Origin of the sequence: Nonomuraea sediminis, from assembly GCF_018531495.1 — a bacterium.
GTDB classification, from domain to species: Bacteria; Actinomycetota; Actinomycetes; order Streptosporangiales; family Streptosporangiaceae; genus Nonomuraea; species Nonomuraea sediminis.
In genome coordinates, this window is sequence record NZ_JAHDTI010000002.1 from 1,047,278 (window position 1) to 1,067,956 (window position 20,679).

Here is a 20,679-nt window from a genome sequence, read left to right on the forward strand (position 1 = left end):
AGACGACGCCCACGACCACGGGCACCAGCGAGTGGGAATCGTCCTGCGTCTCAATCGTGCCGAAGGTCAGCTTGGCCATTCACCGGCTTGACCTCCTGCCGGCGCGTCATAGCAGGCAGGTCTCGAACATGACGGTGAGGCGGTCGACGTCGGCCGGGGTGACCGGTTCCGGGCCCAGGAGGCGTCTCATGGCGCCGACGCCGAGGAAGACCGCGGTGGCCAGGCGGGCGCGGGCGTGGGCGTCGGGGGCGTCGATGAGGGCCGACAGCGGGCCGATGACCGACGTGCTGAGGCGATCCCTGACCAGGGCCTGAATCTCCGGATCCCCGGCCGAGCGCTCGAGGGAGCGCAGGATCGGGCTCTCCGGATCGGCGTGCATGCGTTCCGCGGCGTACTCCGCCAGGCGTCGGGGCAGCCCGGCCGGGTCGCCCTCCAGCAGGCGGCGGAGGGTGGGCTCGCCCTCGAGAACCGCGCCGAACAGCCCGGCCTTCGAGCCGAAGTAACGCCCCACCAGCGCCAGGTTCGCACCGGCCGCGGCGGCGATCTGCCGCACGGTGACCTGCTCGTAGCCGTGCTCGGCGAAAAGCGCGCGGGCGGCCTCGAGCAGCCGCTGCCGCGTGGCCTCGCGATCGCGCGGCCGCACCTCCGTCACCTGGGCCTCCATGCCTCGAACTCTAATCGACGAAATGCCTGTCAACTGCGCACGACAGGCCACTTGCCGCGCGGCTAGTAAACGGGCGTATACTCCTTGGGTAGTAAAGAACCAAGTAAGGGGATGTGGTGTCTTGGTAGCCCAGACATATGCCGCAGCCCCCGCGAGGCGGCAGTACACCCACCGCGAAATCCTCGAGGTCATGTCCGGGCTGATGCTCGCCATGCTCACCTCGATGATCTCCACCTCGGTGGTGGGTACGGCGTTGCCGACGATCGTCGGGGAGCTAGGCGGCCAGGACCAGTACTCCTGGGTGGCGAGCGCGACCATGCTCACCATGACGGTCTCGACGCCGTTGTGGGGCAAGCTTTCCGACCTGTGGGGCAGGAAGCTGCTCTTCCAATCCGCCCTGGGGTTGTTCGTGGCGGCCTCGCTCGTGGCCGGTCTGTCCCAGAACATGGGGCAGCTCATCGCCGCGCGAGCCGTACAGGGTCTGGGCGTGGGTGGCCTGTCGGCCCTTGCTCAGGTGATCCTCGGCGACATCGTGCCGCCGCGGGAGCGGGGCCGGTACTCCGGCTACATGGGCGCCGTGTTCGGCATCTCGACGGTGGCGGGGCCGCTGCTCGGCGGGTTCATCGTCGACACCGACTGGCTCGGCTGGCGCTGGTGCTTCTACGTGGTCGTCCCGTTCGCGGTGGTCGCGTTCGCGGTGATCCAGCGCGTGCTGCGGCTGCCGAAGGTCAAGCGCAACACCTCGATCGACATCTGGGGCGCGACCACGATCACGGCCAGCGCTAGCGCGCTGATGCTGCTGCTGACGCTCGGCGGCAACCAGTTCGAGTGGAACTCCTTCTGGACCTACTTCCTGGCCGCGGTCAGCCTGCTGATGCTGGCGCTGTCCGTCCTGGCCGAGCGTACGGCGCGCAACCCGATCCTGCCGCCGAGGCTGTTCCGCAACCGGACGTTCGTGCTGACCAGCGTCGCCTCGCTGTTCGTCGGTATGGCGATGTTCGGCGCGATGATCTACCTGCCGCAGTACCTGCAGATCGTCAAGGGGCTCAGCCCGACCGAGTCCGGGTTGATGACGCTGCCGATGGTGGTCGCCCTGTTCCTCGCGGGCGTCGTCTCAGGGAAGATCGTCACCCAGACGGGCAAGTGGAAGATCTTCCCGGTCGTCGGCCTGCTGATCGTGGCCGTCGGGCTGTTCCTGCTGTCGCGGCTGCACGTCGACTCCAGCGAGTGGCTGATAGGCGCCGACGTGGCGGTGCTCGGCATCGGCCTGGGCCTGTCGATGCAGATGCTGATCCTGGCCGCGCAGAACGGCTCCGAGATGCGCGACATGGCCTCGACCACGTCGGGCGTGTCGTTCTTCAGGTCGCTGGGCGGCGCGGTGGGTGTGGCCGCGTTCGGCGCCATCCTCACCAACCGGCTGAGGGACGAGATGACCTCCATGCTGGCGGCCGCCCACATCAAGGTGCCCGGCGGTGGATCGGTCAAGCTCGGCAGCCCCGGCGCCATCCAGCACCTGCCGGGGCCGATCAAGCACATCGTGCTCGAGGCGTTCACCCGGGGCCTCGAGACCGTCTTCCTGGTGGGCGTGCCGATCGCGCTGCTGGGCTTCGTGGCCGCGCTCTTCCTCAAGGAGCTCCCGCTGCGCACGAACCAGGCGCCCGCGCCCGGGCCCAAGCCGCTCAGCAAGGACGACCTGGTCCTGGCCGGGCTGCTGCTCGAGCTGATCTCCCAGCGCATCGAGCGGATGAACGGCAGGCCGTCCGCGCTGCTGTCGGCCGTGGCAGGAATGGCGCCCCCCGACGACCGCTCGGAGCGGGAACGCGCGAGGACCGTGGCGCAGACCGTGCTCAGGCCCACGTCGCGCGCGCTGATCGCGCAGGCGACGCCACCACACAAAGACCTCGTCACAGGAGGAGTCCCCCAATGATTCGCAAGTTCGTGGGCGGCGTAGCGGCTGCCCTGGCGCTCATCGCCGGGCTGTGGCTGATGATCGCTCCGTTCGCGCTCGGCACGCAGCCCGAGAACGGCGACTGGACCGACATCACCAACTCCGAGTTCTGGACCGGGCTCGGCGTCGCGGTGGTCGGCCTGATCGGCGTCGTCGCCTTCGTCGCGGCCATCTACGAGGACCTGCTCACGCGCGGCCTGGTGACCAGGCGTGAGCGCCCGGTCGAGCAGCCCGAGCCGGTCCCGGCCGCGGCTCCCGCCGGCGCGTCGTCGGCCGAGCTGGCCAGCCTGCTCGCCCCGCTGGTCGAGGCGCTGCGCGAGGACCTGAACAGCAACGGCCGCTCCGGCGAGCACCGCCAGAACGGCACGGCCCCCCTGGTGGGAGTGGAGGAGAACCGATGAAGGCCAAGCTGGGCGTATCCGCCCTCGTCCTGCTGTTCCTGGGTGGCCTGTGGCTGATCGCCGCGCCGTTCGCGGTCGGCTACCAGCCGCGTGGCGGCGCCTACGTCGACGCCACGATCAACGACCTGTGGCTCGGTGGCCTCCTCGCCGGCGTGTCCTTCGTGGCCCTGGTCGTCTACGCGGCCGACGCGCTGCGCGAGCTGGCCAACCGCGGCAAGCACGTCGCCGACGCCTGACCCTGCAAGGACGTGCCGTGTACGGCGGTAGCACCAATCCTCAAGGGGAGCGGCTGCCCCTGCCCGAGGGGCGGTTCGAGATAGGCAAGGACGGCGCCGGCCTGCTCGTGGTCGGCTTCGACGGATCGGGCCCGAGCCGCAACGCCCTGGCGTACGCGGCCGGGCTCGCCCGCAGGGACAACGCCGAGCTGATGATCGCCTTCGTCGAGTCGATGACCGCCGCCACCCTGTGGTTCTTCGCCGGGTCCCCGATCATCCCCGACACCGCCGCGGACCTTACCGAGGATCTGCGGGACGAGCTCAGCGGCGTGGGCGTTCCGTGGCGGTTCGTCAGCGTTCGCGGCGACACGGCCAAGGAGCTCGAGACGCTCGCCAGCGCCTGCATGGCCGACGCCATCGTGGTGGGCAGGTCCCGTTCGATGTGGCACAACTTCGGCGGCTCGGTGGCCGTCGGGCTGGCGAAACGCGCGCGCCGTACTGTGCTCATCGTGCCGTGACCTAGGCTGGCCTGGTGAAACGTACTGCCGCAATGACATTCGCGCTGCTCGCGTCCGTTTCATGTGCCTCCGGCGGGGAGCAGCCCGCCCAGGGCCAGGCCGTGGCGGCGCCGACCACCTCACCGCCCTCCCCGCACGCGAGCCCGACACCCTCCGGTCCGCCGGTCTTCTCCGCGAAGGTCACCAAGGTCTCCCGCGACCGCCTGCCGTACTCGTGGAAGCGCGGCTGCCCCGTGCACTACCAGGACCTGCGGCTGATCACGATGACCTACTGGGGCTTCGACAGCAAGGCGCACACCGGCGAGCTGGTCGTGCGCAAGACCGTCACCGACGACATCGTGACGGTCTTCAAGAAGCTGTACGGCTGGCGCTGGCCGATCCGCAAGATGCAGCTGGTCGACGTCTACAAGGGCGACGACTTCGACTCGATCGAGGCGGACAACACCTCGGCCTTCAACTGCCGGGCCGCCACCGGGTCCACGCACTGGTCGAACCACGCCTACGGCGAAGCCGTCGACATCAACACGATCGAGAACCCGTACGTCACCGCGAGCGGCAGCACGGCCCACAAGGCCTCGAAGAGGTACACCACGCGCCCCATGAAGGGCAAAGGCGTGATAAATCCGGATGACAAGGTGGTTCGCGCCTTCGCCGCCGTCGGCTGGGAGTGGGGCGGTACCTGGTCAGGCGCGAAGGACTTCCAGCACTTCAGCAAGGGCGGAGGCTGACACAATCGGATGATGGCGGCCAAGGACGGCGACGGTTGGACCGAATGCGCGCTCGGGCATCGGCACTGGGGCGTGCACGGGGCTTCCGGGCTGCTTGCCGTACATCACGATGACAGCGGCACCCCGCACGTGCTGATGCAGAAGCGGTCCTGGTGGAGCCATCACGGCGGCACCTGGGGGCTGCCCGGCGGGGCGCGCGACAGCCACGAGGACGCGGTCGCCACGGCGCTGCGCGAGGCCCGCGAGGAGGCCGCGCTGCACGGCGACGGGCTGCGCGTGCTCGGCGTCTACCTGGACGACCACGGCGGGTGGGCGTTCGAGACGGTGATCGTCGAATCGCCCGAGCGCTTCCACGCCGCGCCCGCCAACAGCGAGAGCTCCGAGCTGCGGTGGGTGCCGCTGCCGGACATCGCGAGCAAGAAGCTGCATCCCGGCTTCGCCGACTCCTGGCCGGAGATCCAGGGGGCGCTCAGGCCCGAGACCGTGGTGCTCGACGTGGCCAACATCGTCGGCGCGCGGGCCGAGCACGGCTGGTGGAAGGACCGGCTCGGCGCGGCGAGCAAGCTGCTGCGCGACGTGGCCCAGCTGCGCCTGACGCATCCCGTGCTCGACCAGTGGTATCCGCGCATCGTCGCGGTCGTGGAGGGCGCCGCCCGCGAGGCGACCGCGCCGGAGGGCATCGAGGTCGTCGCCGCCCTCGGCAGCGGCGACGACGCGATCGTCGACGTCGTACGGCAGGCCAGGACGTGGGAACGGGTCCGGGTCGTCACCGCGGACCGAGGCCTGCGCGACCGCGTCACCGAACTCGGCGCCGAAACCGTGGGCCCCAGGTGGCTGCTGTCACAGCTGTGAGGCGAACAGCGGCCTGAGCCCCGTCACCTCCAGGACCCTTCGCAGCACTCCGTGCACCCCGGTCAACTGGAGCGTGCCGCCCATCCCGGACAGCGTCCGCTGGTGCTCGACCAGCACCCACAGCCCGCTGGAATCGCAGAACGCCAGCCCCGCCGTGTCGACGACCACCTCGACACAGCCCTCCTCGGCGAGGCCTGCCAGGCATTTCCTGAACGCCGGGGCGCTCACCTTGTCCAGATCCCCTTCGAGGCGCACGAGCGCCGCCCGCGGGGCTCGCTCGACCTCTACGCAGAGATCCGTCATCTCCCGAACGTACACCGAGGGTCCCGAGGCCGCTATCGTGGTGTGCGCGCTTGGAGGGTTCGCATAGTGGACGAGTGCAGCCGCCTTGAAAGCGGCCAGGTCAGCGATGGCCTCAAGGGTTCGAATCCCTTACCCTCCGCTCAGTTCTTCAAGGCGTCGACGCCCTGCGAGGTCCAGGTGTACTCGATCACGGGTAGCTCGAAGCCCGGCGGAAGGCGTTCCACGAACTCCCGGGTGACGCTGCCGCCGCATCGCTCGTAGAAGGCGATGGCCGAGCTGTTGTCCTTGAGCACCTCCAGGTAGACCGGCTTACCGGGGTGCTGGGCGGCCGCCCAGGTGAAGGCGTGACCCATGAGCCGGCGCCCGATGCCGGAGCGCTTGAGCGTGGGGCGGACGTGCAGGTTGTCGAGCAGGATCCGGCTGTCCGGCTGCGCGATCAGGTAGGCGAACCCGTGCAGCGCGTCGTCCCGCTCGGCAAGCAGAAGATGGGAGGCATCGCCTGGGACTTCAGGAGTGAGCCGGGTGGCCCACAGCTCCCTGCGCTCCTCCAGAAGCGGCCCGTCCAGATAGGAAGCAGGCATGATCCCCGCATAGGCGCTCCGCCAGCTCTCGGTGTGCAGCGCCGCGATGGCATCGGCGTCGCCCGGGGTTCCCATCCTGAAATCCATGCGCGACAGCGTGGCACAGCCGTGAGGCGTGCTCCGACGGGGGTATAGCAGGCTGTACCACGGTGGGCCCGCAGGCTGGATCGCGAGGGTGGGTGCCCGTCGATAGCCTCCACGGATTGGAGGCAGCCATGAGCTTGACGATCCCGCTCGTCCAGGTCCTTGAGGAGTTGGGCGCGACGCTGCTCGACCTGGTGGCAGGTGATCCTCGTTCGGCACGTGAGGTCACCGGGCTCACGATCCTGGACCCTCATGACCACCTGGCCGTGTCGGACGGCGTGCTGGTCCTCGGCGTCGGGGTCAGGGAACCCGACGAGGTCGTCCCCCTGCTCCAGAGGATCGCCGACGGCGGTGGGTGCGCTTTGATCGTGCGCGCCCCCGTCCCGGTGACCGCGGGCATCGAAGCGGCGGCGGCTGAGACCGGCGTTCCGCTGCTGGGCCTCACGCCCGGCGGGTCGTGGGTCCAGTTGGCCGGCCTGGTGCGATCCTTCCTCGGGGAACCCGAGCCGCCGGCGCGGGACGAGCCGATCGGTGTCCGGGCCGGGGACCTGTTCGCGGTCGCGAACGCGGTGAGCGCCCTGCTCGACGCGCCCGTGACCATCGAAGATCGCAACCTGCGGGTGCTGGCGTTCTCCGGCAGGCAGGACGAGGCCGACCAGAGCCGCGTGGAGACCATACTCGGGCGCCAGATGCCGGAGCGCTACCTCCGGCTCCTGGAGGAGCGGGGCGTGTTCGGCCAGTTGTACGGCAGTGCCGGGCCCGTCCATTTCGACCTGCGGATTCCCGGTCTGCTCGCGCGGGCCGCCCTCGCGGTGCGCGCGGGCGACGAGATCCTCGGCTCGATCTGGGCCACCGTCCGCGGCCCGCTGACGTCCACCAGGCAACAGGCCTTCGCGGAGGTGGGCAAGCTGGTGGCCCTGCACATGCTGCATCATCGTGCGCGCTCGGACGCCGATCGGCAGCTGCGCTCCGAGCTCGTGGCGACGGCCTTGGGGAGCGGACCGGGTGCGAGCGCGGCATCGGTCCGTCTCGGGCTGGGAGAGGGGCCGAGCGCTGTCATGGCATATGCGCTGTCGTCCCAGTGGGATGCCGAGCAGGCCGCGCGCGGTGAGGCGGCCCGCCGCCGCGCCGCCGACGCCTTCGCCGTCCACCTGTCCGCGGTGCACCCGCGATCGGCCAGTGCCCTCATCGGCGACGTCGTCTACGGAATCATGCCGGTCCCGTCGTACGGCGAGGAGGGAGCGCGGCGGGCCAAGCGGATCGCGGCCGAGTTCCTCGAACGGATCGGGGAGCGGGGTCGCGGGGCGATCGGCATCGGCATGCCCAGCGCGGGCGAGCAAGGTCTCGCGGCGCCGAGAGCCGACGCTGACCGGGTGCTGAGCGTGCTGCGGGCCGAACCCGGATCGCGGCCTGTGGCCGGGATCGACGATCTCTACATCGAGGTGCTGCTGGCGGAGCTGTGGCAGTCGGTGGCTCCGTGGGGCCACCGACCCGACGGGCCGGTCGATCGGCTGCTCGCCTACGATCTCGCCCACGGCGGCCGCCTGGTGCCCACGCTGCGCGCCTGGTTGGACTCCTTCGGGGACATCCCCTCCGCGGCTGCGGCCGTGCACGTCCACCCCAACACGTTCAGGTACCGTCTGCGCAGATTGACCGAGGTCGGCGGCATCGACCTGGACGACCCGGAGCAGCGGTTCGCGGCGATGCTGATCCTCCGGCTCTACGAGTGCCGTTCGTAACCCGTCCACCAGTGCCCACCGCATTCTTCGTCGGCCGGCACGAATCCCCGTCTCGACCTGGGTTCCTACGCTCGCGGTGCGATCCACCGACGAAGGAGCCAGCGTGGAGCCATTCAAGATCAAGATGGTCGAGCCGTTGCCCATGCTCAGCCGCGAGCAGCGGGCCGCCGCGCTCCGGTCCGCCGACTACAACCTGTTCCGTCTGGGCGCCGACCAGGTGACGATCGACCTGTTCACGGACTCGGGCACCGGGGCCATGTCCGCGGCGCAGTGGGCGGCCCTGATGGTGGGCGACGAGTCCTACGCGGGGGCGCGCTCGTTCTTCCGGTTCGAACGGGTCGTCGGGGAGCTGACCGGCCATCCGCACATCCTGCCGACCCATCAGGGCCGCGCCGCCGAGCGCATCCTGTTCTCCTGCCTCCTGCGCCCCGGGCAGGTGAGCGTGAGCAACACGCATTTCGACACCACCCGCGCCAACGTGGAGCTGATCGGCGGCCGGGCCCTCGACCTGCCGTGCCGGGCCGCCGCCGAGCTGGACGGCAAGGAGCCGTTCAAGGGGAACCTCGACGTGGAGGAACTGGAGTCGCTGCTGGCCCGGGGTGTCGACGTCGGCTGCGTCGTCATGACCGTCACCAACAACGCGGGTGGTGGTCAGCCGGTCTCCATGGCGAACCTCGAAGCCGTCAGGCGGGTGTGCGACCGGCACGCCGTACCGTTCTTCCTGGACGCGGCGCGCTTCGCCGAGAACGCCTACCTGATCACCCAGCGCGAGCCGGGGTACGAGAGCCGCGCGCCCCGCCAGGTCGCGGAGGAGATGTTCGCACTCGCCGACGGCTGCGTGGCCAGCCTCAAGAAGGATGCCATCGCCAACATCGGCGGCCTCATCACGCTGCGCTCGGCCGAGCTGGCGGCCCGCTGCCGCGAGCTGCTCATCGCGACGGAGGGCTTCCCCACCTACGGCGGGTTGGCGGGCAGGGACCTGGAAGCGCTGGCCCAAGGCCTGCTGGAGGTCACCGACCCGGCCTACCTGCGTCACCGGGCCGACACCGCCACCTGGTTCGCCGACGAACTGGAGAGCGCGGGTTTCCCCTGCGTACGGCCCGCCGGTTGTCACGCCGTCTACGTGGACGCGCGCCGGGTCCTGCCGCACGTCCCCGCACGCCGGTTCCCCGCGCACGCCCTGGCCTGCGAGCTGTACCTGGAAGGCGGGGTTCGCGGCTTCGAGGTCGGCACGCTGAGCTTCGGCAGGGTCCTGGAGGACGGCCGGGAGGAGGAGGCGCCCCACGAGCTGCTCCGGCTGGCGTTGCCGCGCCGCGTCTACACCCGCAGCCACCTCGAGCACGTGGTCCGCTCGGCCGCGGCCGTCTCGGCCCGCGCCGGATCGATCTCGGGATACCGCATCACCGAGGCGCCGCGGTCGTTGCGGCACTTCACGGCGAAGCTCGTACCGGCATGAGCCCGTGGCCCGAGGTTCGCACGCCCGCCCTGGTCGTGGACGAGGCGGTGTTCGAGCGCAACGTCGATCGCGCGATCAAGCTGATGGGCGCGCCGGGCAGGTGGCGGGCGCACATCAAGACGGCCCGCGCTGCCTGGGCCATCGCGCGGTTGCGCGAGAAGGGCCTGACCGCCTTCAAGGCGTCGACGACCGCGGAGGTGGCCGCGGCCCTGGCCGTGGGAGCTCCCGACGTGCTGCTGGCCTATCCCGCGCTGGGCCCGGTCCTGAGCCGCGCCGTGGAGCTGGCCGATGAGCATCCGGCCGCGCGGGTGTCGGTCCTCGTCGACTCGACCGAGGCGCTCGAGGCCGGGAGGTGCGGCAGGCTCGGCGCGTTCCTCGACGTGGACCTCGGGATGGAGCGCACGGGTGTCCCGGTGCGCGACCATGCCCGCGCCCTGGCGGTGGTGGAGTCACTCGCCACGCGCGGGATCGAGCTGCGCGGCCTGCACACCTACGACGGGCACCTCGCCGACCTGGCTCCGGACGAGCTCAGAGATGGAGTGGCCGAGGAGGCGCGCGAGCTCGTCGCTCTCGCCGAGGGGCTGGAGAGGGCGGGACATCAGGTGCGGGAGCTGGTGATGGGCAGCACCTCCTCCTTCGCGGAGTTGCTCGCCCATCGGCTGCCGAGCCCCTGGATGGAGCGGCTGACGCTGGGACCGGGGACGATCGTCTACAGCGACCTGCGGACCGTCGAACGGCTGGGCGGTGTGTTCCCGCCGGCCGCCACCGTGCTGGCCAGGGTGGTGAGCCGGCCGCGCCGGGGCCGGCTCACGCTGGACGCGGGCCTGACGGCGATCGGCGTCGACGCCGGGCGGCCGCACGCGGCGGTGGCCGGGCGGCCGGAGTTGCGCGTCGGCCTGCCGTCGCAGGAGCACCTCCCGGTCGAGGCCCCCGAGGATGCCGCGCCTGCCGTGGGAACCCTGCTCTCGCTGGTCCCCCGGCACGTGGACACCGCCATCGCCCAGTTCGAGCGCATGTACGTGATCGGCAGGTCGGGCGACGTGCGCGTCGAGCCGATCGTCAATCACCGCGATCCGGCGTAGTGGCACGCCACACGGTGCTCCCGCTCCCGCGCCCCGGCATGCGGGTCGGCCTCCCCGCAGAGCACCCGCTCCGGCAGAACCAGAGGGCCGGAGGGGCACTGCGTGTGGAAGCGGCACCCGGCGGGCGGGTGACGCGGGTCCGGGGCCTCCCTCTCGGGGCCGTCCGCCTCGCCGGTGTCCAGCAGCATCTTCGTGTAGGGATGCCGGGGGCTGTCCAGCAGGTCGTCCACGGGCGCGCACTCGACGATCCTGCCGAGGTGCATCACCGCGACGACGTCGCTGACGTAGCGGACGACCGCGAGGTCGTGCGAGATGAACAGCATGGTCAGCCCGAGCTCCCGCTGGAGAGAACGGACGGTGTTCAGCACCGTGCCCTGGACGGAGGCGTCCAGCGCGGAGGTGATCTCGTCGGCCACGAGCACGCTCGGCCGGGATGCCAGCGCCCTGGCCAGCGCCACCCGCTGGCGCTGGCCGCCCGACAGGTGCGCGGGTAGCGCGGCGGCGACCTCGGGATCGAGGCCCACCAGATCGAGCGCCTTCCCGACTTCCTCCGGCCACGACCTCGCGCGCGTACGGTCGCCCGCGCGCAGAGCCTCGGTGATCGACGCCGCGATCGTCATGCGCGGGTCGAGGGAGGAATAGGGATCCTGGAAGACGAGCTGGATCGCTCCGGGACGGGGCGTGGCCCCGTCGACCAGGATCTGGCCCGCGCCGACCGGGATCAGGCCTGCCGCCGCGCGCGCCAGCGTCGACTTGCCCGACCCGGACTCGCCGACGAGGCCGAGCACCTGGCCCGCCGGTATCTCCAGATCGATGCGGTTGACCGCGGTGAAGGCGCGGCGTCCCTCGCCCACGCGTACGGACACGCCGCGGAACTCGAGCGTGCTCATGCTTCATCCTCCGGATGCCGTGGGTGCCAGCACGCCACCAGGTGGTGGTCGGCCTGCGGGGTCAGTACGGGACGTTCGTGCCGGCAGCGCTCGTCGGCATGGGCGCACCGGGCGGCGAAAGCGCACCCGGCCGGCCTTTCCCGTGGGTGGGGTTGCCTGCCCGGGATGGTGGCCAGGGGCAGATCGCGAGCGGTCGCCATGGTCGGCACCGCGGCGACGAGAGCCCTGGTGTAGGGGTGCAGGGCCGAGGTCGTCAGCCGGTCGACGGGAAGGTCCTCGACGACCGAACCGCAGTACATGACGAGCACGCGGTCGCACGCCCCGGCGATCGCGGCCATGTCGTGCGAGATCAGTAGGAGCGCGGCGCCCGATCCGCTGCTCAGCTCGCGCAGCAACCGCAGGATGCGGCGCTGGACGCTCACGTCCAGAGCCGTGGTGGGCTCGTCGGCTATGACAACCTCGGGCTCGCCCATCAACCCCATCGCGATCATGACCCGCTGCCGCATGCCGCCGGACAGCTCGTGGGGATACTGGCGGACGCGGTGGTGCGGGGCCGGTATGTGCACGCTGCGCAGCCGGTCGACGGCCCGCCCGAGCGCGGAGGCGCGGGGAAGCCCGTGGTGGACGCGCGAGACCTCCGCGAGCTGCGCCCCGATACGGAGTGCCGGGTTCAGCGAGGTCAACGGGTCCTGGAAGACCATGGACACCGACGAGCCGAGGGAGCGCCGCCGCCGGCGTCCCGTCATGGCGAGCAGGTCGGTCCCGGCGACCAGGAGACGGCCCGCGCGAACGTGCGCCGTCGCTCCGAGCAGCCCCGCGACCGCGAGCGCGGTGAGGCTCTTGCCCGATCCCGACTCGCCGACGAGGCCCACGCGTTCGCCAGGGCCGATCTCCAAGGAGATGCCGTCCACGACGGTGATGTAGCTGCCGTCACCGGGGACGGCGACCGTCAGGTCCGCGACGCTCACGACGGACTCCGGCGCGTCTTCGCTCGCCTCGGACCCCGGGGAATCCACCGGACGCGGAGGCCGGGCGAGGCTCCGCCGTACCCCGAGGATCTGGGCCAGCGCCTCTCCCACCAGGGAGAAGGTGATGCCGGCGAAGACGATCGCGGCGGCCGGCGCGAGCGCGGCGGACGGGTTGACGTAGATGTTGTTCAGGCCCTCGTTGAGCAGCCTGCCCCAGTCGTAGGCCGGCGACTGGACGCCCAGGCCGAGGAACGACAGCCCGGCGAAGGCGAGCAGGGCCTGGCCCGCGCCGATGGTGGCGTTGACGACGAGCGGCTCGGCGATGTTCGGCAGGATGTGGCGGGCGAGCAGCCGCCCGCGGCCCACGCGGAACAGGCGGGCCGCGGCGACGTAGTCCTTGGCCGCGACGGTGGCGGCCAGATTCCTGGTGAGCCTGGCGAAGGAGGGCGCGCCCGCGACGCCGACGGCCAGCACGGCCCCCGTGGCGCCGGCACCGAAGATGACGGCGAGCACCAGCACGAGCAGCAACCCGGGAAACGTCATGGCCAGGTCGATCGCGGCGGTGACCAGCCGCGCCGCACGCACTCCCAGGACGGCGGGCAGGCCACCGGCGAGCGCTCCCAGGGCCACGCTGATGAGCGTCGCGAGCAGCGCCAGGCCGATCGAGAGCCGGGTGGCGACCATGACCCTGGCCAGGACGTCCCTGCCCAGGTCGTCGGTGCCGAACGCGTGCCCGGACTGGGCGGCCCGCAACGCCGCGTCCATGTCCACACGGGCGGCGGCCGCACCCCACAGCAGCGGGCCGAGGACGGCCGCGGCCAGCAGGAGCGAGAGGGCGATCACGGCGATCGCGCCGAGCGTGGTGTGGCGATGCCTTCGCATGTCAGCTCTCCCTGACCGTCGAGCCCGGAGACAGGACGCCGAGCGCCGTGTCGACGAGCAGGTTCACCACCAGCACCGCGGTGCCGTAGACGAGCACGATGCCCTGGACGAGCGGATAGTCCTTCTGCTGGATGGACTGGACGATCGTGGCGCCCAGCCCGGGCCAGGCGAACACGGTCTCCACCAGCACGGTCCCCGCGATCAGGCCGACGACGAGCATGCCCGCGATGGTCAGCGCGGAGGTGAGCACATTGGGCAGCGCGTGACGCAGGTAGAGCAGGCGGACGGGCAGCCGTTTGGCGCGTGCCGTCCGCATGTAGTCCTGGTCCAGGACGGTGAGCGTGTCCACGCGGACGACCCGCGACAGGCCGGCGATCGGCCCGGCCGCCAGCGCGAGCACCGGCAGGACGTACGAGGCGGGGCCGCCTTTGCCCGCCACCGGCAGCCACTGGAGCGTGATCGCGAAAACGAAGACCAGGCCGACGGCGAGCAGGAACTCGGGGATGACGGTGAGCATCCCGGTGATGCCGGCGAAGCCGAGTTCGGCGGCGCGGCGGCGCCCGCCGTGGGTGAGGACGGCCATCGTGATGCCGAGCGGGAGCGCGACGGCGAGCGTCAGCGCGGTGGCGAGAAGGGACAGCTTGAGCGTTTCCGGCAGCCTCTCGACGATGATCGTGGAGACGGGCAGGTCGGAGCCGATGGATCTGCCGAGATCGCCGCTGATCAGGCCGCGGACGTAGCCGAGGAACTGCTCCCACAGGGGCAGGTCCAGGCCCAGGGCGCTGCGCCGGGCCTCGACGAGCTCGGCGGGGGCGGTCGTGCCGAGCGCGGCCCTGACAGGGTCGCCGGGCACGAGATGGATCATCGCGAACGAGGCGGTGACCAGGATCGCCAGGGAGATGGCGAAGCGCGTGGCCCGCCGGAGGAGGAATCCCATGAGCCTCTACCGGGTGGTCATGCGGATGGACTGCGGGGACACCTCACCGGCGACGACCTCGAAGCGGGCGCCGCCGGCGAAGATCGGGATGGTGTCGTCGGCGAACGGGACGACGTCGACCCGCCGCACCAGGGCGCTCTCCGCGGCCAGCCAGTCGGTGCACCCACCGCCGCCCGCCGCCTTGGCGACAGCGCGTTCGTAGTCGGGGTTGCCGATGTGGGCGAAGTTCGACCCCTTGGGCGGTGTGGGGCCTGACACGAAGGGGGTCAGGTCGGTGGGCAGCGAGGCGCCGATGGGGAGCAGGGTGATGTCCCAGTCGCCGCTGCCGAACACGATCTGCGCGAACTCCCCGCGTACGGCCTGCTTCACGGTCAGCTCGATGCCGAGCGGCCGCAGCCGCTGTGCCATCAGTTCGGCCGTGGCGGTGGCTCTGGCGCCCAGTTCGGAGGTGTAGAGCAGGGTGAGTCCGAGGGGCTTGCCGTTCCTGCCCCAGCCTGCCTGCGCGAGCAGTGCCTTCGCCTGCTCGGGATCGTGCGCGGGCAGGTTGCCGGTGACGCTGTCGCCCGCGCACGCCTTCGGCTCCACCGTGACCAGGCTCTGAGTGGGCAGGCCTGTGCCGCCTGTGAGCGCCTTGGCGAGCTCAGGCAGGTCCAGGGCGGTGGCCAGGGCACGTCTGACCCGTTCGTCGGCCCCGGGGCGGCCCTTGGCCTGGTTGAAGAACATCTCGCCGAGTACGGCTCGCGCCTGACGGGTGAACAGCTTGGCCGCCTCCAGCCGTTGCCGGTCGGCGCCCCTGACGGAAGCCGCGTTGATCTGCCCGGCGAGCAGCAGGCTGGCGGCCGTCGTCTCGTTCTTGACGACCTTGAAGACGACCTTGTCGGGCAGGCCGGGTTCGGCGGAGGTGAGGCCGCCTGGCCCCCAGCGGTAGCCCGTCCGCTTGACCAGGGTGTAGTGGTCGTCGGCGACGGCCTCGGAGAGCGTGTAAGGGCCTGTCCCGTCGGCCCCGCGCTTGAGCAGACCGGGATCGCGCAGGCCGCGCGGGCACACGAGCAGGACGTCGGCGGTCTTCCTGAGGAGGAAGGGGTCGGGCTTGGTGACGGTGAGGGTGAGCGTCCCGGCCCTGTCGTCGGCTTTGGCCTTGAGCCCGGCCGGCACGTTGCCGCCGAGCAGTTGCGAGCCGTTGCGCGGGTCGGTGACGTAGGCGAAGTCGGCCGCGAGATCGGAAGGCTTCAACGGCGTCCCGCCGGCGCAGGTGATTCCCTTGCCGAGGGTGAAGGTCACGCCGGTGGGGCCCTGCTTCCACGAGGTGGCCAGGCCGGAGGTGATCGACCCGTCGGGCCGGAGGTAGACGAGGGAGTCGTACATGAACCGGCCGATGGCGTGCGTGTAGGCCGAGCTGCTGGCCAGCGGGTTGAGGTTGTCGGGGTCAGCGGCGATGGCCATGGTGAACGTGCCGTCGGATGAACCCTGCCCGCCGTTCGCGGAACATGCCGCGGCCAGCAGCGCGAGCCCGCAGAGCGCCGCACGATGCCTCATGGTGCCTCCTACCAGCGGAAGTGTGATGTGGCAGTCTGTGCCTCCTGCCTGCGCCGCCACCTCGTCCCGGTGCACGACAATCGGGGCCGTCACCTAGTCGGCCGTCACCAATCCGCATCACCGGCTCCTGGGGAAGACGCGGCCGAGAGCCGAGGCGAAGGCCGGGCGCCCGCGCCCGTCAGGCTCCAGGAAGTGCACGTACTGGTCGCCGCCGTCGACGGCGAACGTCTGCGCGTTCACCGGGGTCAGGCGCAGTGCCTCGGGAGGGGGCGGCGGGTTGTCCGCCAGGTCGGTGCGCAAGGTGGCCAGGAGCCCGGCACCGTCCGCGGTCACCTCCATCGTGGCCAGGGCGCCGTCGTAGAAACCCGCGTAGGCGGCCAGATCGAGCGCGGGAGGCTCCTGCGACCTGTCGACCGGGTCGGCGACGACGGCACCGGTGCGCTCCAGGAGCACCTGGTCCACCACCCGCTGCCCGAGAGCGCCGCCGCCGGCGCTGTTGGTCAGGACGACGACCGCCACGCCTGCCTCGGGCACCACGTCCAGAGCCGACACCTGCCCGAGCGTCGTCCCGCCGTGCCCGACCACCCTGCGACCGTCGGCGAGCCTGCGCAGGGCCCAGCCCAGCCCCCACCCGTAGGTGCCCCGCATCGGGGGGATGGCGACCTGCTCTTCCCACATCCGCTCGGCCCGCTCGAGGTTGGCCAGGTGGTGTCTGACGAACCGCAGGACGTCCTCGGCGGTCGACACGGTGATGGACCCGGACGGAGCGCACCACGGCTGTTCGAGATAGACGGGGGCGACCCTGATCTTGCCTGTGACCGGGTCGGGGACATGGCCGACGGCCGCGCGCCTGAGCAGGATCTCCTCCGGACGGAACAGCATGCTGTCGGCGCCGATCGGCTCCGCGATCCGCTCGCGCACGGCCCGGTCGTACGGCAGGCCCGTCAGACGCTCGACGACCCTGCCGAGCAGGATCATGCCGCTGTTGGAGTACGACCACATCCGCCCCACCGGGTGGAGCTGAGGAACGTCGGCGAGCTGGGCCACGTAGCGCGCGATGTTGTCCGCTCCCCAGCCGAGATCGCCGTTGCCCGGGAAGTCGCCGAGGAACCCGCCTCGATGGCTCAGGAGATGGCGGATGGTCACCGAGGACGCGTCGGCATGGCGGAGCCGGAACTCCGGCACGTAGTCGGTCACGGGCGCGTCCAGCTTGATCAGACCCTCGTCGACGAGCTGCATGATCAGTTCGGCGGTGAGCAGCTTGGTGTTGGAGCCGATCTGGAAGACGGTGTCCGCCGTGACCTCGACCCCGGTGTCCAGGTTCGCGATTCCCGCCGTGTACGTCGTGATCTTCTCGCCGTCCAGGATGCCGACGCTCACGCCTGGCACGCCGTACCGTTGCGTCAGCGACTCCAGCAGAGCCCGCATCCGGGGGCGCGGGGGCCTTCGACGGTCGCGGGCCCGGTCCAGCCGTTCCTGGGCGGACAGCGTGGCCGCGGCCAGTGAGGTGAGGCCGTGTGCGTCGGCCATGGCGTAGACGTCGCTCAGCGTCCGGCCGATGCCGAGGACGCGCTCCCGCACCTCGGCCGGCGAGCGGCCCATCAGGTCGGCCGTCGCCGCGTGGATGACTCCGCCCGCACCGACCAGGAAGTCGGGGGCCCAGAGGATCCCGCGGGCGGCGAGGAGGTCGGCCACGTCGTCGCCGGCGAGCTGGTTGTCAGCGGGACCGACGATGGCGGCACAGCGCAGCGCGGCGACGTCGTCCCGGCCGACGGCAGGACCGACGGCGGCGGGGACGAGGAGGTCGGCCTCGGTCGCCAGCACCTCCGCTCCCGGCTCGGCCCACCAGGCGCCGAGCTCTGCCGCCAGTTCCCGCTTGGCGGGGTCGACGTCGGAGAGGACGAGGTGGGCGCCCTCGGCTGCGAGCCGTCGCGCGAGCCGCCCGCCCACCTGCCCGATCCCCATGATCGCGATCCGGCGCCCGGCTGGGTCGGGCGTGCCGTACAGCCTTCTCAAGGTCGCGCTGATCGCGGCGTGCGTGCCCGCGGCGGTGGGTTCCTCCCCGTTTCCCCCGTGCGTGACGTGGCCGGTGCGTTCCCTGACCACGAGCATGTCCTCGGCCGTCGTCCCGACGTCCTCCCCGGTGCGGTAGGCGCCGTCGAGGGACTCGACGACGTCACCGAGATCGAGCAGGGCCGCCCGGCGGGTGACCGCCGTGAGCTCCTCGCCCTCGCCGAGAGCGATGACGGCCTTCCCGCCGCCCAGCTCCAGCCCCGCCAGGGCTGCCTTCCAGGTCATCGCCCGCGAGAGCCGGAGCACGTCCTCCAGCCCGTCCCGCCAGTCGGGATAACGCCACAGCCTGCATCCGCCGGCCGCCGTCCCGAGCGCGGTCGAGTGCACCGCCACGATGATCGTCGCGCCGGACCTGGTCCCCGTGCGGACCACCACCTGCTCATGCTCCGGTGCCGTCACCGGCCTCACCTCCGCGGCCAGCTTGTACGGCAGGCCGGGCCCGATTCCTGTCCCGGCGGTACGAAGCCGCGCGAGCGGGTTCGTGGGCGCACACGATGTGCCGGTCACGGCATGCCGCGAAGACTCCACGCCATGACCGAGCGTGAGCTGGCCCTGGCCTACTACGAGGCCGTGGACGCGGCGGACCACGACCGCCTGCTGTCGATGTTCCATCCCCGAGTGATCTACCGACGTGGCGGCTACCCTCCGATCGAGGGCGTGGACGCGCTGCGCGACTTCTACGAGAACGTCCGGATGATCGAGCGGGGAACGCACGCCCTGGACGCGATCGTGTGCGAGGCGGACCAGGTGGCGGTCCGCGGCGGGTTCACGGGCGTGTCGCGCGACGGGCGGGCGCTGTCGGCCGAGTGGGCGGACTTCCTGACCTTCGATCACGGCCTGATCCGCGACCGCGTCACCTACTTCCTCGCCCCGGGGGTGTGAGCGTGTTCGATCTCATCCGGGAGGGCGGTCACGAGCTGGCGATGCTCTGCCACGACGCGGAGAGCGGGCTGCGCGCCGTCATCGCCATCCACGACACCACACTCGGACCGGCGCTGGGCGGTGTCCGCATCGCCCCCTACGCGACCGACGAGGACGCCGTTCGAGACGCCCTCCGGCTGGCCAAGGCCATGACCTACAAGGCGTCGCTGGCCGGGCTCAACCTCGGCGGCGGCAAGAGCGTGATCATCGCGGACCCCGCCAGGGACAAGAGCGAGGCGCTGCTGCGCTCGATGGGGCGCTACGTCCAGGTGCTGGGCGGCCGCTACATCCCCGGTGTCGACAGCGGCACCACCCAGGACGACCTCAGGGTGCTGGCACTGGAAGCCGACCGGGTCTCATGCGTGGGCGCCGACCCGTCGCCGTTCACCGCCGCCGGCGTCCACGCCGCCATCCACGCCGCGATGCGCCACCTGCACGGCAGCCCCGAGCTGACCGGACGGCGGGTCGCGGTGCAGGGAGTGGGCCACGTCGGAGCCGCCCTGGCTGGCCTGCTGGCCAGGGACGGGGCCGAACTCGTCCTCAGCGATGCGCGCATGGACCTCGCCGAGGCCGTGGCAGGACAGCTGGGCGCGCGCACGGTCGAGCCTGACCAGATCGCGGCGGTGGCGTGTGACGTCTTCGCGCCGTGTGCTCTGGGAGGCGCGATCGACGACGCCGTCTTGGGCGCGCTCGACGCCGCCGTGGTCGCCGGTGCGGCCAACAACGTCCTGGCCGAGCCGTACCACGGCGTGGAGCTGCATCGCCGAGGCGTGCTTTACGCTCCGGACTACTGCGCCAACGCCGGCGGCATCATCCTGCTGGCCGAGGAGTTGCTCGGCCACGACGCGGCCACCGCCGAGCGGCGCGTCCGGGGCATCGCCGACACCCTGGACAGGATCTGGCGGCGGTCCCGCGTGGAGGATCTGCCGCCGGAATCGATCGCCGACCGCATGGCCGAGGAGCGGATCTCGGCGATCCGGCGGCTCGGACCGCCGCCGGTGCCGCAGCGCGGAACCTACTGATCAGCGCCTGGAGACCAGCCACCGGGTCGCCAGGCGCGCGGCCAGTCCCATGGCCCGGTCGATGTCGGGGCGGTTCTGCTGATGGTCGCGCGCCCTGGTGAAGATCGCCAGGGCCATCTGGCTGCCGTCGGGGAGCGTGACGACCCCGGCCTCGTTCCGTACGGCGGGCAGCGTTCCCGTCTTGCCCGCCCACTCGTATCCATCGGGGAAGCCCGAGGCGATGCGGTGGGGCCACACCTGCAGCCCCATCACCCGGCGAACCTCGGCGCAGGCGTCGGCCGGTGCCGCCTGGTCGCGCCAGATCCCCGACAGCAACGTGACGATCTCCAGCGGCGTGCTGCTGCACGTCCTGACCGGATCCAGCGCCGTCAGCCGGTCGACCACCTCGGCGTGAACGGCGGAGAGCTCGCCCCCGGCGGCCTCCACCGCGGGGCCGAGCTCACGCATGAGGGATCCCACGATCTCGCGGGTCCCACTCGTGATCACCGTCTCCCGCAGGCCCACGGCCTCGATCACCTCCGCCACGCGGGCGACTCCGCCCAGCCGCTCCAGCACCACGTCGGTGGCGGTGTTGTCGCTCACGGTGATCGTCTGCATCGCGAGGTCGCGAAGCGACAGCTCCACCGGGTCCGTGAACACCGACAACCCGGTAGGTCCTGGGACACGCTCCTCCGGGGCGACCGTGACCCGCTCGGCCGGATCGAGCCGCCCGGAGGAGACGCCCTCGGCGTAGGCCAGCATGACGGCGATCTTGAAGACGGAGGCGAGCACGACCCGGCGGTCCGCGTTGACGCCGACACCCTCCTCGGTGGCCAGGTCCAGCGCGTACATCGACACCTCGGCGCCCACCTCGTCGAACAGCTCGGTGATCTCGCGCAC

Annotated in this window: 20 protein-coding genes and 1 tRNA gene; 12 read left to right on the plus strand and 9 right to left on the minus strand. The window is 71.4% G+C overall.

The features are described 5' to 3' along the window. Positions 1 to 106 precede the first annotated feature (106 nt). The gene (locus tag KIK09_RS13070) at positions 107 to 664 is read right to left on the minus strand and encodes a TetR/AcrR family transcriptional regulator (protein WP_214319362.1); all 558 of its coding nucleotides are present in this window, start codon (positions 662 to 664) and stop codon (positions 107 to 109) included. Positions 665 to 785: 121 nt separating this feature from the next. Here KIK09_RS13070 and KIK09_RS13075 point away from each other — a divergent pair, with 121 nt between their 5' ends. The 6 genes from KIK09_RS13075 to KIK09_RS13100 are packed head-to-tail and all read left to right on the plus strand — an operon-like array spanning position 786 to position 5,326. Continuing rightward, a complete protein-coding gene (locus tag KIK09_RS13075) occupies positions 786 to 2,591 on the plus strand; it encodes an MDR family MFS transporter (RefSeq protein WP_275956087.1) in 1,806 nt (601 codons plus the stop codon). Next, on the plus strand, positions 2,588 to 3,013 hold the full coding sequence (locus tag KIK09_RS13080; protein ID WP_214319366.1) for a hypothetical protein: 426 nt from the start codon (positions 2,588 to 2,590) through the stop codon (positions 3,011 to 3,013). The genes KIK09_RS13075 and KIK09_RS13080 overlap by 4 nt, the downstream gene beginning before the upstream one ends. Further along, positions 3,010 to 3,249 carry a hypothetical protein gene (locus KIK09_RS13085; protein WP_214319368.1) on the plus strand — a complete coding sequence of 80 codons (240 nt, stop codon included), beginning with the start codon at positions 3,010 to 3,012 and terminating at the stop codon, positions 3,247 to 3,249. Before KIK09_RS13080 ends, KIK09_RS13085 begins: the two co-directional genes overlap by 4 nt. Before the next feature lie 17 nt (positions 3,250 to 3,266). Then, positions 3,267 to 3,746, plus strand: a complete 480-nt coding sequence (locus KIK09_RS13090; protein WP_214319370.1) for a universal stress protein — start codon at positions 3,267 to 3,269, stop codon at positions 3,744 to 3,746. 32 nt (positions 3,747 to 3,778) lie between these two features. Further along, positions 3,779 to 4,474 (plus strand): M15 family metallopeptidase, encoded by a 696-nt coding sequence (locus KIK09_RS13095; protein ID WP_214319376.1) that lies wholly within the window; start codon positions 3,779 to 3,781, stop codon positions 4,472 to 4,474. Positions 4,475 to 4,486: 12 nt separating this feature from the next. After that, complete coding sequence (locus KIK09_RS13100; RefSeq protein ID WP_214319377.1) at positions 4,487 to 5,326, plus strand: NUDIX domain-containing protein; 840 nt, start codon at positions 4,487 to 4,489, stop codon at positions 5,324 to 5,326. On the opposite strand, the gene KIK09_RS13105 is transcribed toward KIK09_RS13100, so the two are convergent. Beyond that, positions 5,315 to 5,629, minus strand: coding sequence for an STAS domain-containing protein (locus KIK09_RS13105; protein WP_214319378.1), 315 nt, complete (start codon positions 5,627 to 5,629; stop codon positions 5,315 to 5,317). The two genes, KIK09_RS13100 and KIK09_RS13105, sit on opposite strands and share 12 nt — an antisense overlap. A 52-nt stretch (positions 5,630 to 5,681) precedes the next feature. On the opposite strand from KIK09_RS13105, the gene KIK09_RS13110 reads away from it, so the two are divergent. Continuing rightward, positions 5,682 to 5,768 (plus strand) — tRNA-Ser (locus tag KIK09_RS13110). 1 nt (position 5,769) lies between these two features. Here the strand turns inward: KIK09_RS13110 and KIK09_RS13115 are convergent. Beyond that, positions 5,770 to 6,297: a GNAT family N-acetyltransferase gene (locus KIK09_RS13115; protein WP_214319379.1), complete on the minus strand. Its 528-nt coding sequence runs from the start codon at positions 6,295 to 6,297 to the stop codon at positions 5,770 to 5,772. A 128-nt stretch (positions 6,298 to 6,425) separates the two neighbouring features. Between KIK09_RS13115 and KIK09_RS13120 the strand changes: the two genes are divergently transcribed. From KIK09_RS13120 to KIK09_RS13130, 3 genes are all read left to right on the plus strand, one after another. Next, positions 6,426 to 8,033 (plus strand): PucR family transcriptional regulator, encoded by a 1,608-nt coding sequence (locus tag KIK09_RS13120; protein ID WP_214319380.1) that lies wholly within the window; start codon positions 6,426 to 6,428, stop codon positions 8,031 to 8,033. A gap of 103 nt (positions 8,034 to 8,136) precedes the next feature. Continuing rightward, complete coding sequence (locus KIK09_RS13125) at positions 8,137 to 9,489, plus strand: tryptophanase (protein WP_214319381.1); 1,353 nt, start codon at positions 8,137 to 8,139, stop codon at positions 9,487 to 9,489. Then, positions 9,486 to 10,571 carry an alanine racemase gene (locus KIK09_RS13130; protein ID WP_214319382.1) on the plus strand — a complete coding sequence of 362 codons (1,086 nt, stop codon included), beginning with the start codon at positions 9,486 to 9,488 and terminating at the stop codon, positions 10,569 to 10,571. The genes KIK09_RS13125 and KIK09_RS13130 overlap by 4 nt, the downstream gene beginning before the upstream one ends. Here the strand turns inward: KIK09_RS13130 and KIK09_RS13135 are convergent. From KIK09_RS13135 to KIK09_RS13155, 5 genes are all read right to left on the minus strand, one after another. Continuing rightward, on the minus strand, positions 10,553 to 11,461 hold the full coding sequence (locus KIK09_RS13135) for an ABC transporter ATP-binding protein (RefSeq protein WP_214319383.1): 909 nt from the start codon (positions 11,459 to 11,461) through the stop codon (positions 10,553 to 10,555). The genes KIK09_RS13130 and KIK09_RS13135 overlap by 19 nt on opposite strands. After that, positions 11,458 to 13,311 (minus strand): dipeptide/oligopeptide/nickel ABC transporter permease/ATP-binding protein, encoded by a 1,854-nt coding sequence (locus KIK09_RS13140; protein WP_214319384.1) that lies wholly within the window; start codon positions 13,309 to 13,311, stop codon positions 11,458 to 11,460. Before KIK09_RS13140 ends, KIK09_RS13135 begins: the two co-directional genes overlap by 4 nt. A 1-nt stretch (position 13,312) precedes the next feature. Further along, the gene (locus KIK09_RS13145) at positions 13,313 to 14,248 is read right to left on the minus strand and encodes an ABC transporter permease (RefSeq protein ID WP_214319385.1); all 936 of its coding nucleotides are present in this window, start codon (positions 14,246 to 14,248) and stop codon (positions 13,313 to 13,315) included. 6 nt (positions 14,249 to 14,254) lie between these two features. Then, entirely contained in the window at positions 14,255 to 15,784 is a 1,530-nt protein-coding gene (locus KIK09_RS13150; RefSeq protein WP_214319386.1) for an ABC transporter substrate-binding protein, read from the minus strand. Between the two features lie 117 nt (positions 15,785 to 15,901). Next, on the minus strand, positions 15,902 to 18,256 hold the full coding sequence (locus KIK09_RS13155; protein WP_214319387.1) for a serine hydrolase: 2,355 nt from the start codon (positions 18,254 to 18,256) through the stop codon (positions 15,902 to 15,904). Between the two features lie 132 nt (positions 18,257 to 18,388). Here KIK09_RS13155 and KIK09_RS13160 point away from each other — a divergent pair, with 132 nt between their 5' ends. Both KIK09_RS13160 and KIK09_RS13165 read left to right on the plus strand, forming a co-directional pair. After that, a complete protein-coding gene (locus KIK09_RS13160) occupies positions 18,389 to 18,739 on the plus strand; it encodes a nuclear transport factor 2 family protein (protein WP_214319388.1) in 351 nt (116 codons plus the stop codon). 2 nt (positions 18,740 to 18,741) lie between these two features. Continuing rightward, positions 18,742 to 19,800, plus strand: a complete 1,059-nt coding sequence (locus KIK09_RS13165; protein WP_308164063.1) for a Glu/Leu/Phe/Val dehydrogenase dimerization domain-containing protein — start codon at positions 18,742 to 18,744, stop codon at positions 19,798 to 19,800. On the opposite strand, the gene KIK09_RS13170 is transcribed toward KIK09_RS13165, so the two are convergent. Next, positions 19,801 to 20,679, minus strand: coding sequence for a serine hydrolase (locus tag KIK09_RS13170; protein ID WP_214319389.1), 879 nt, complete (start codon positions 20,677 to 20,679; stop codon positions 19,801 to 19,803).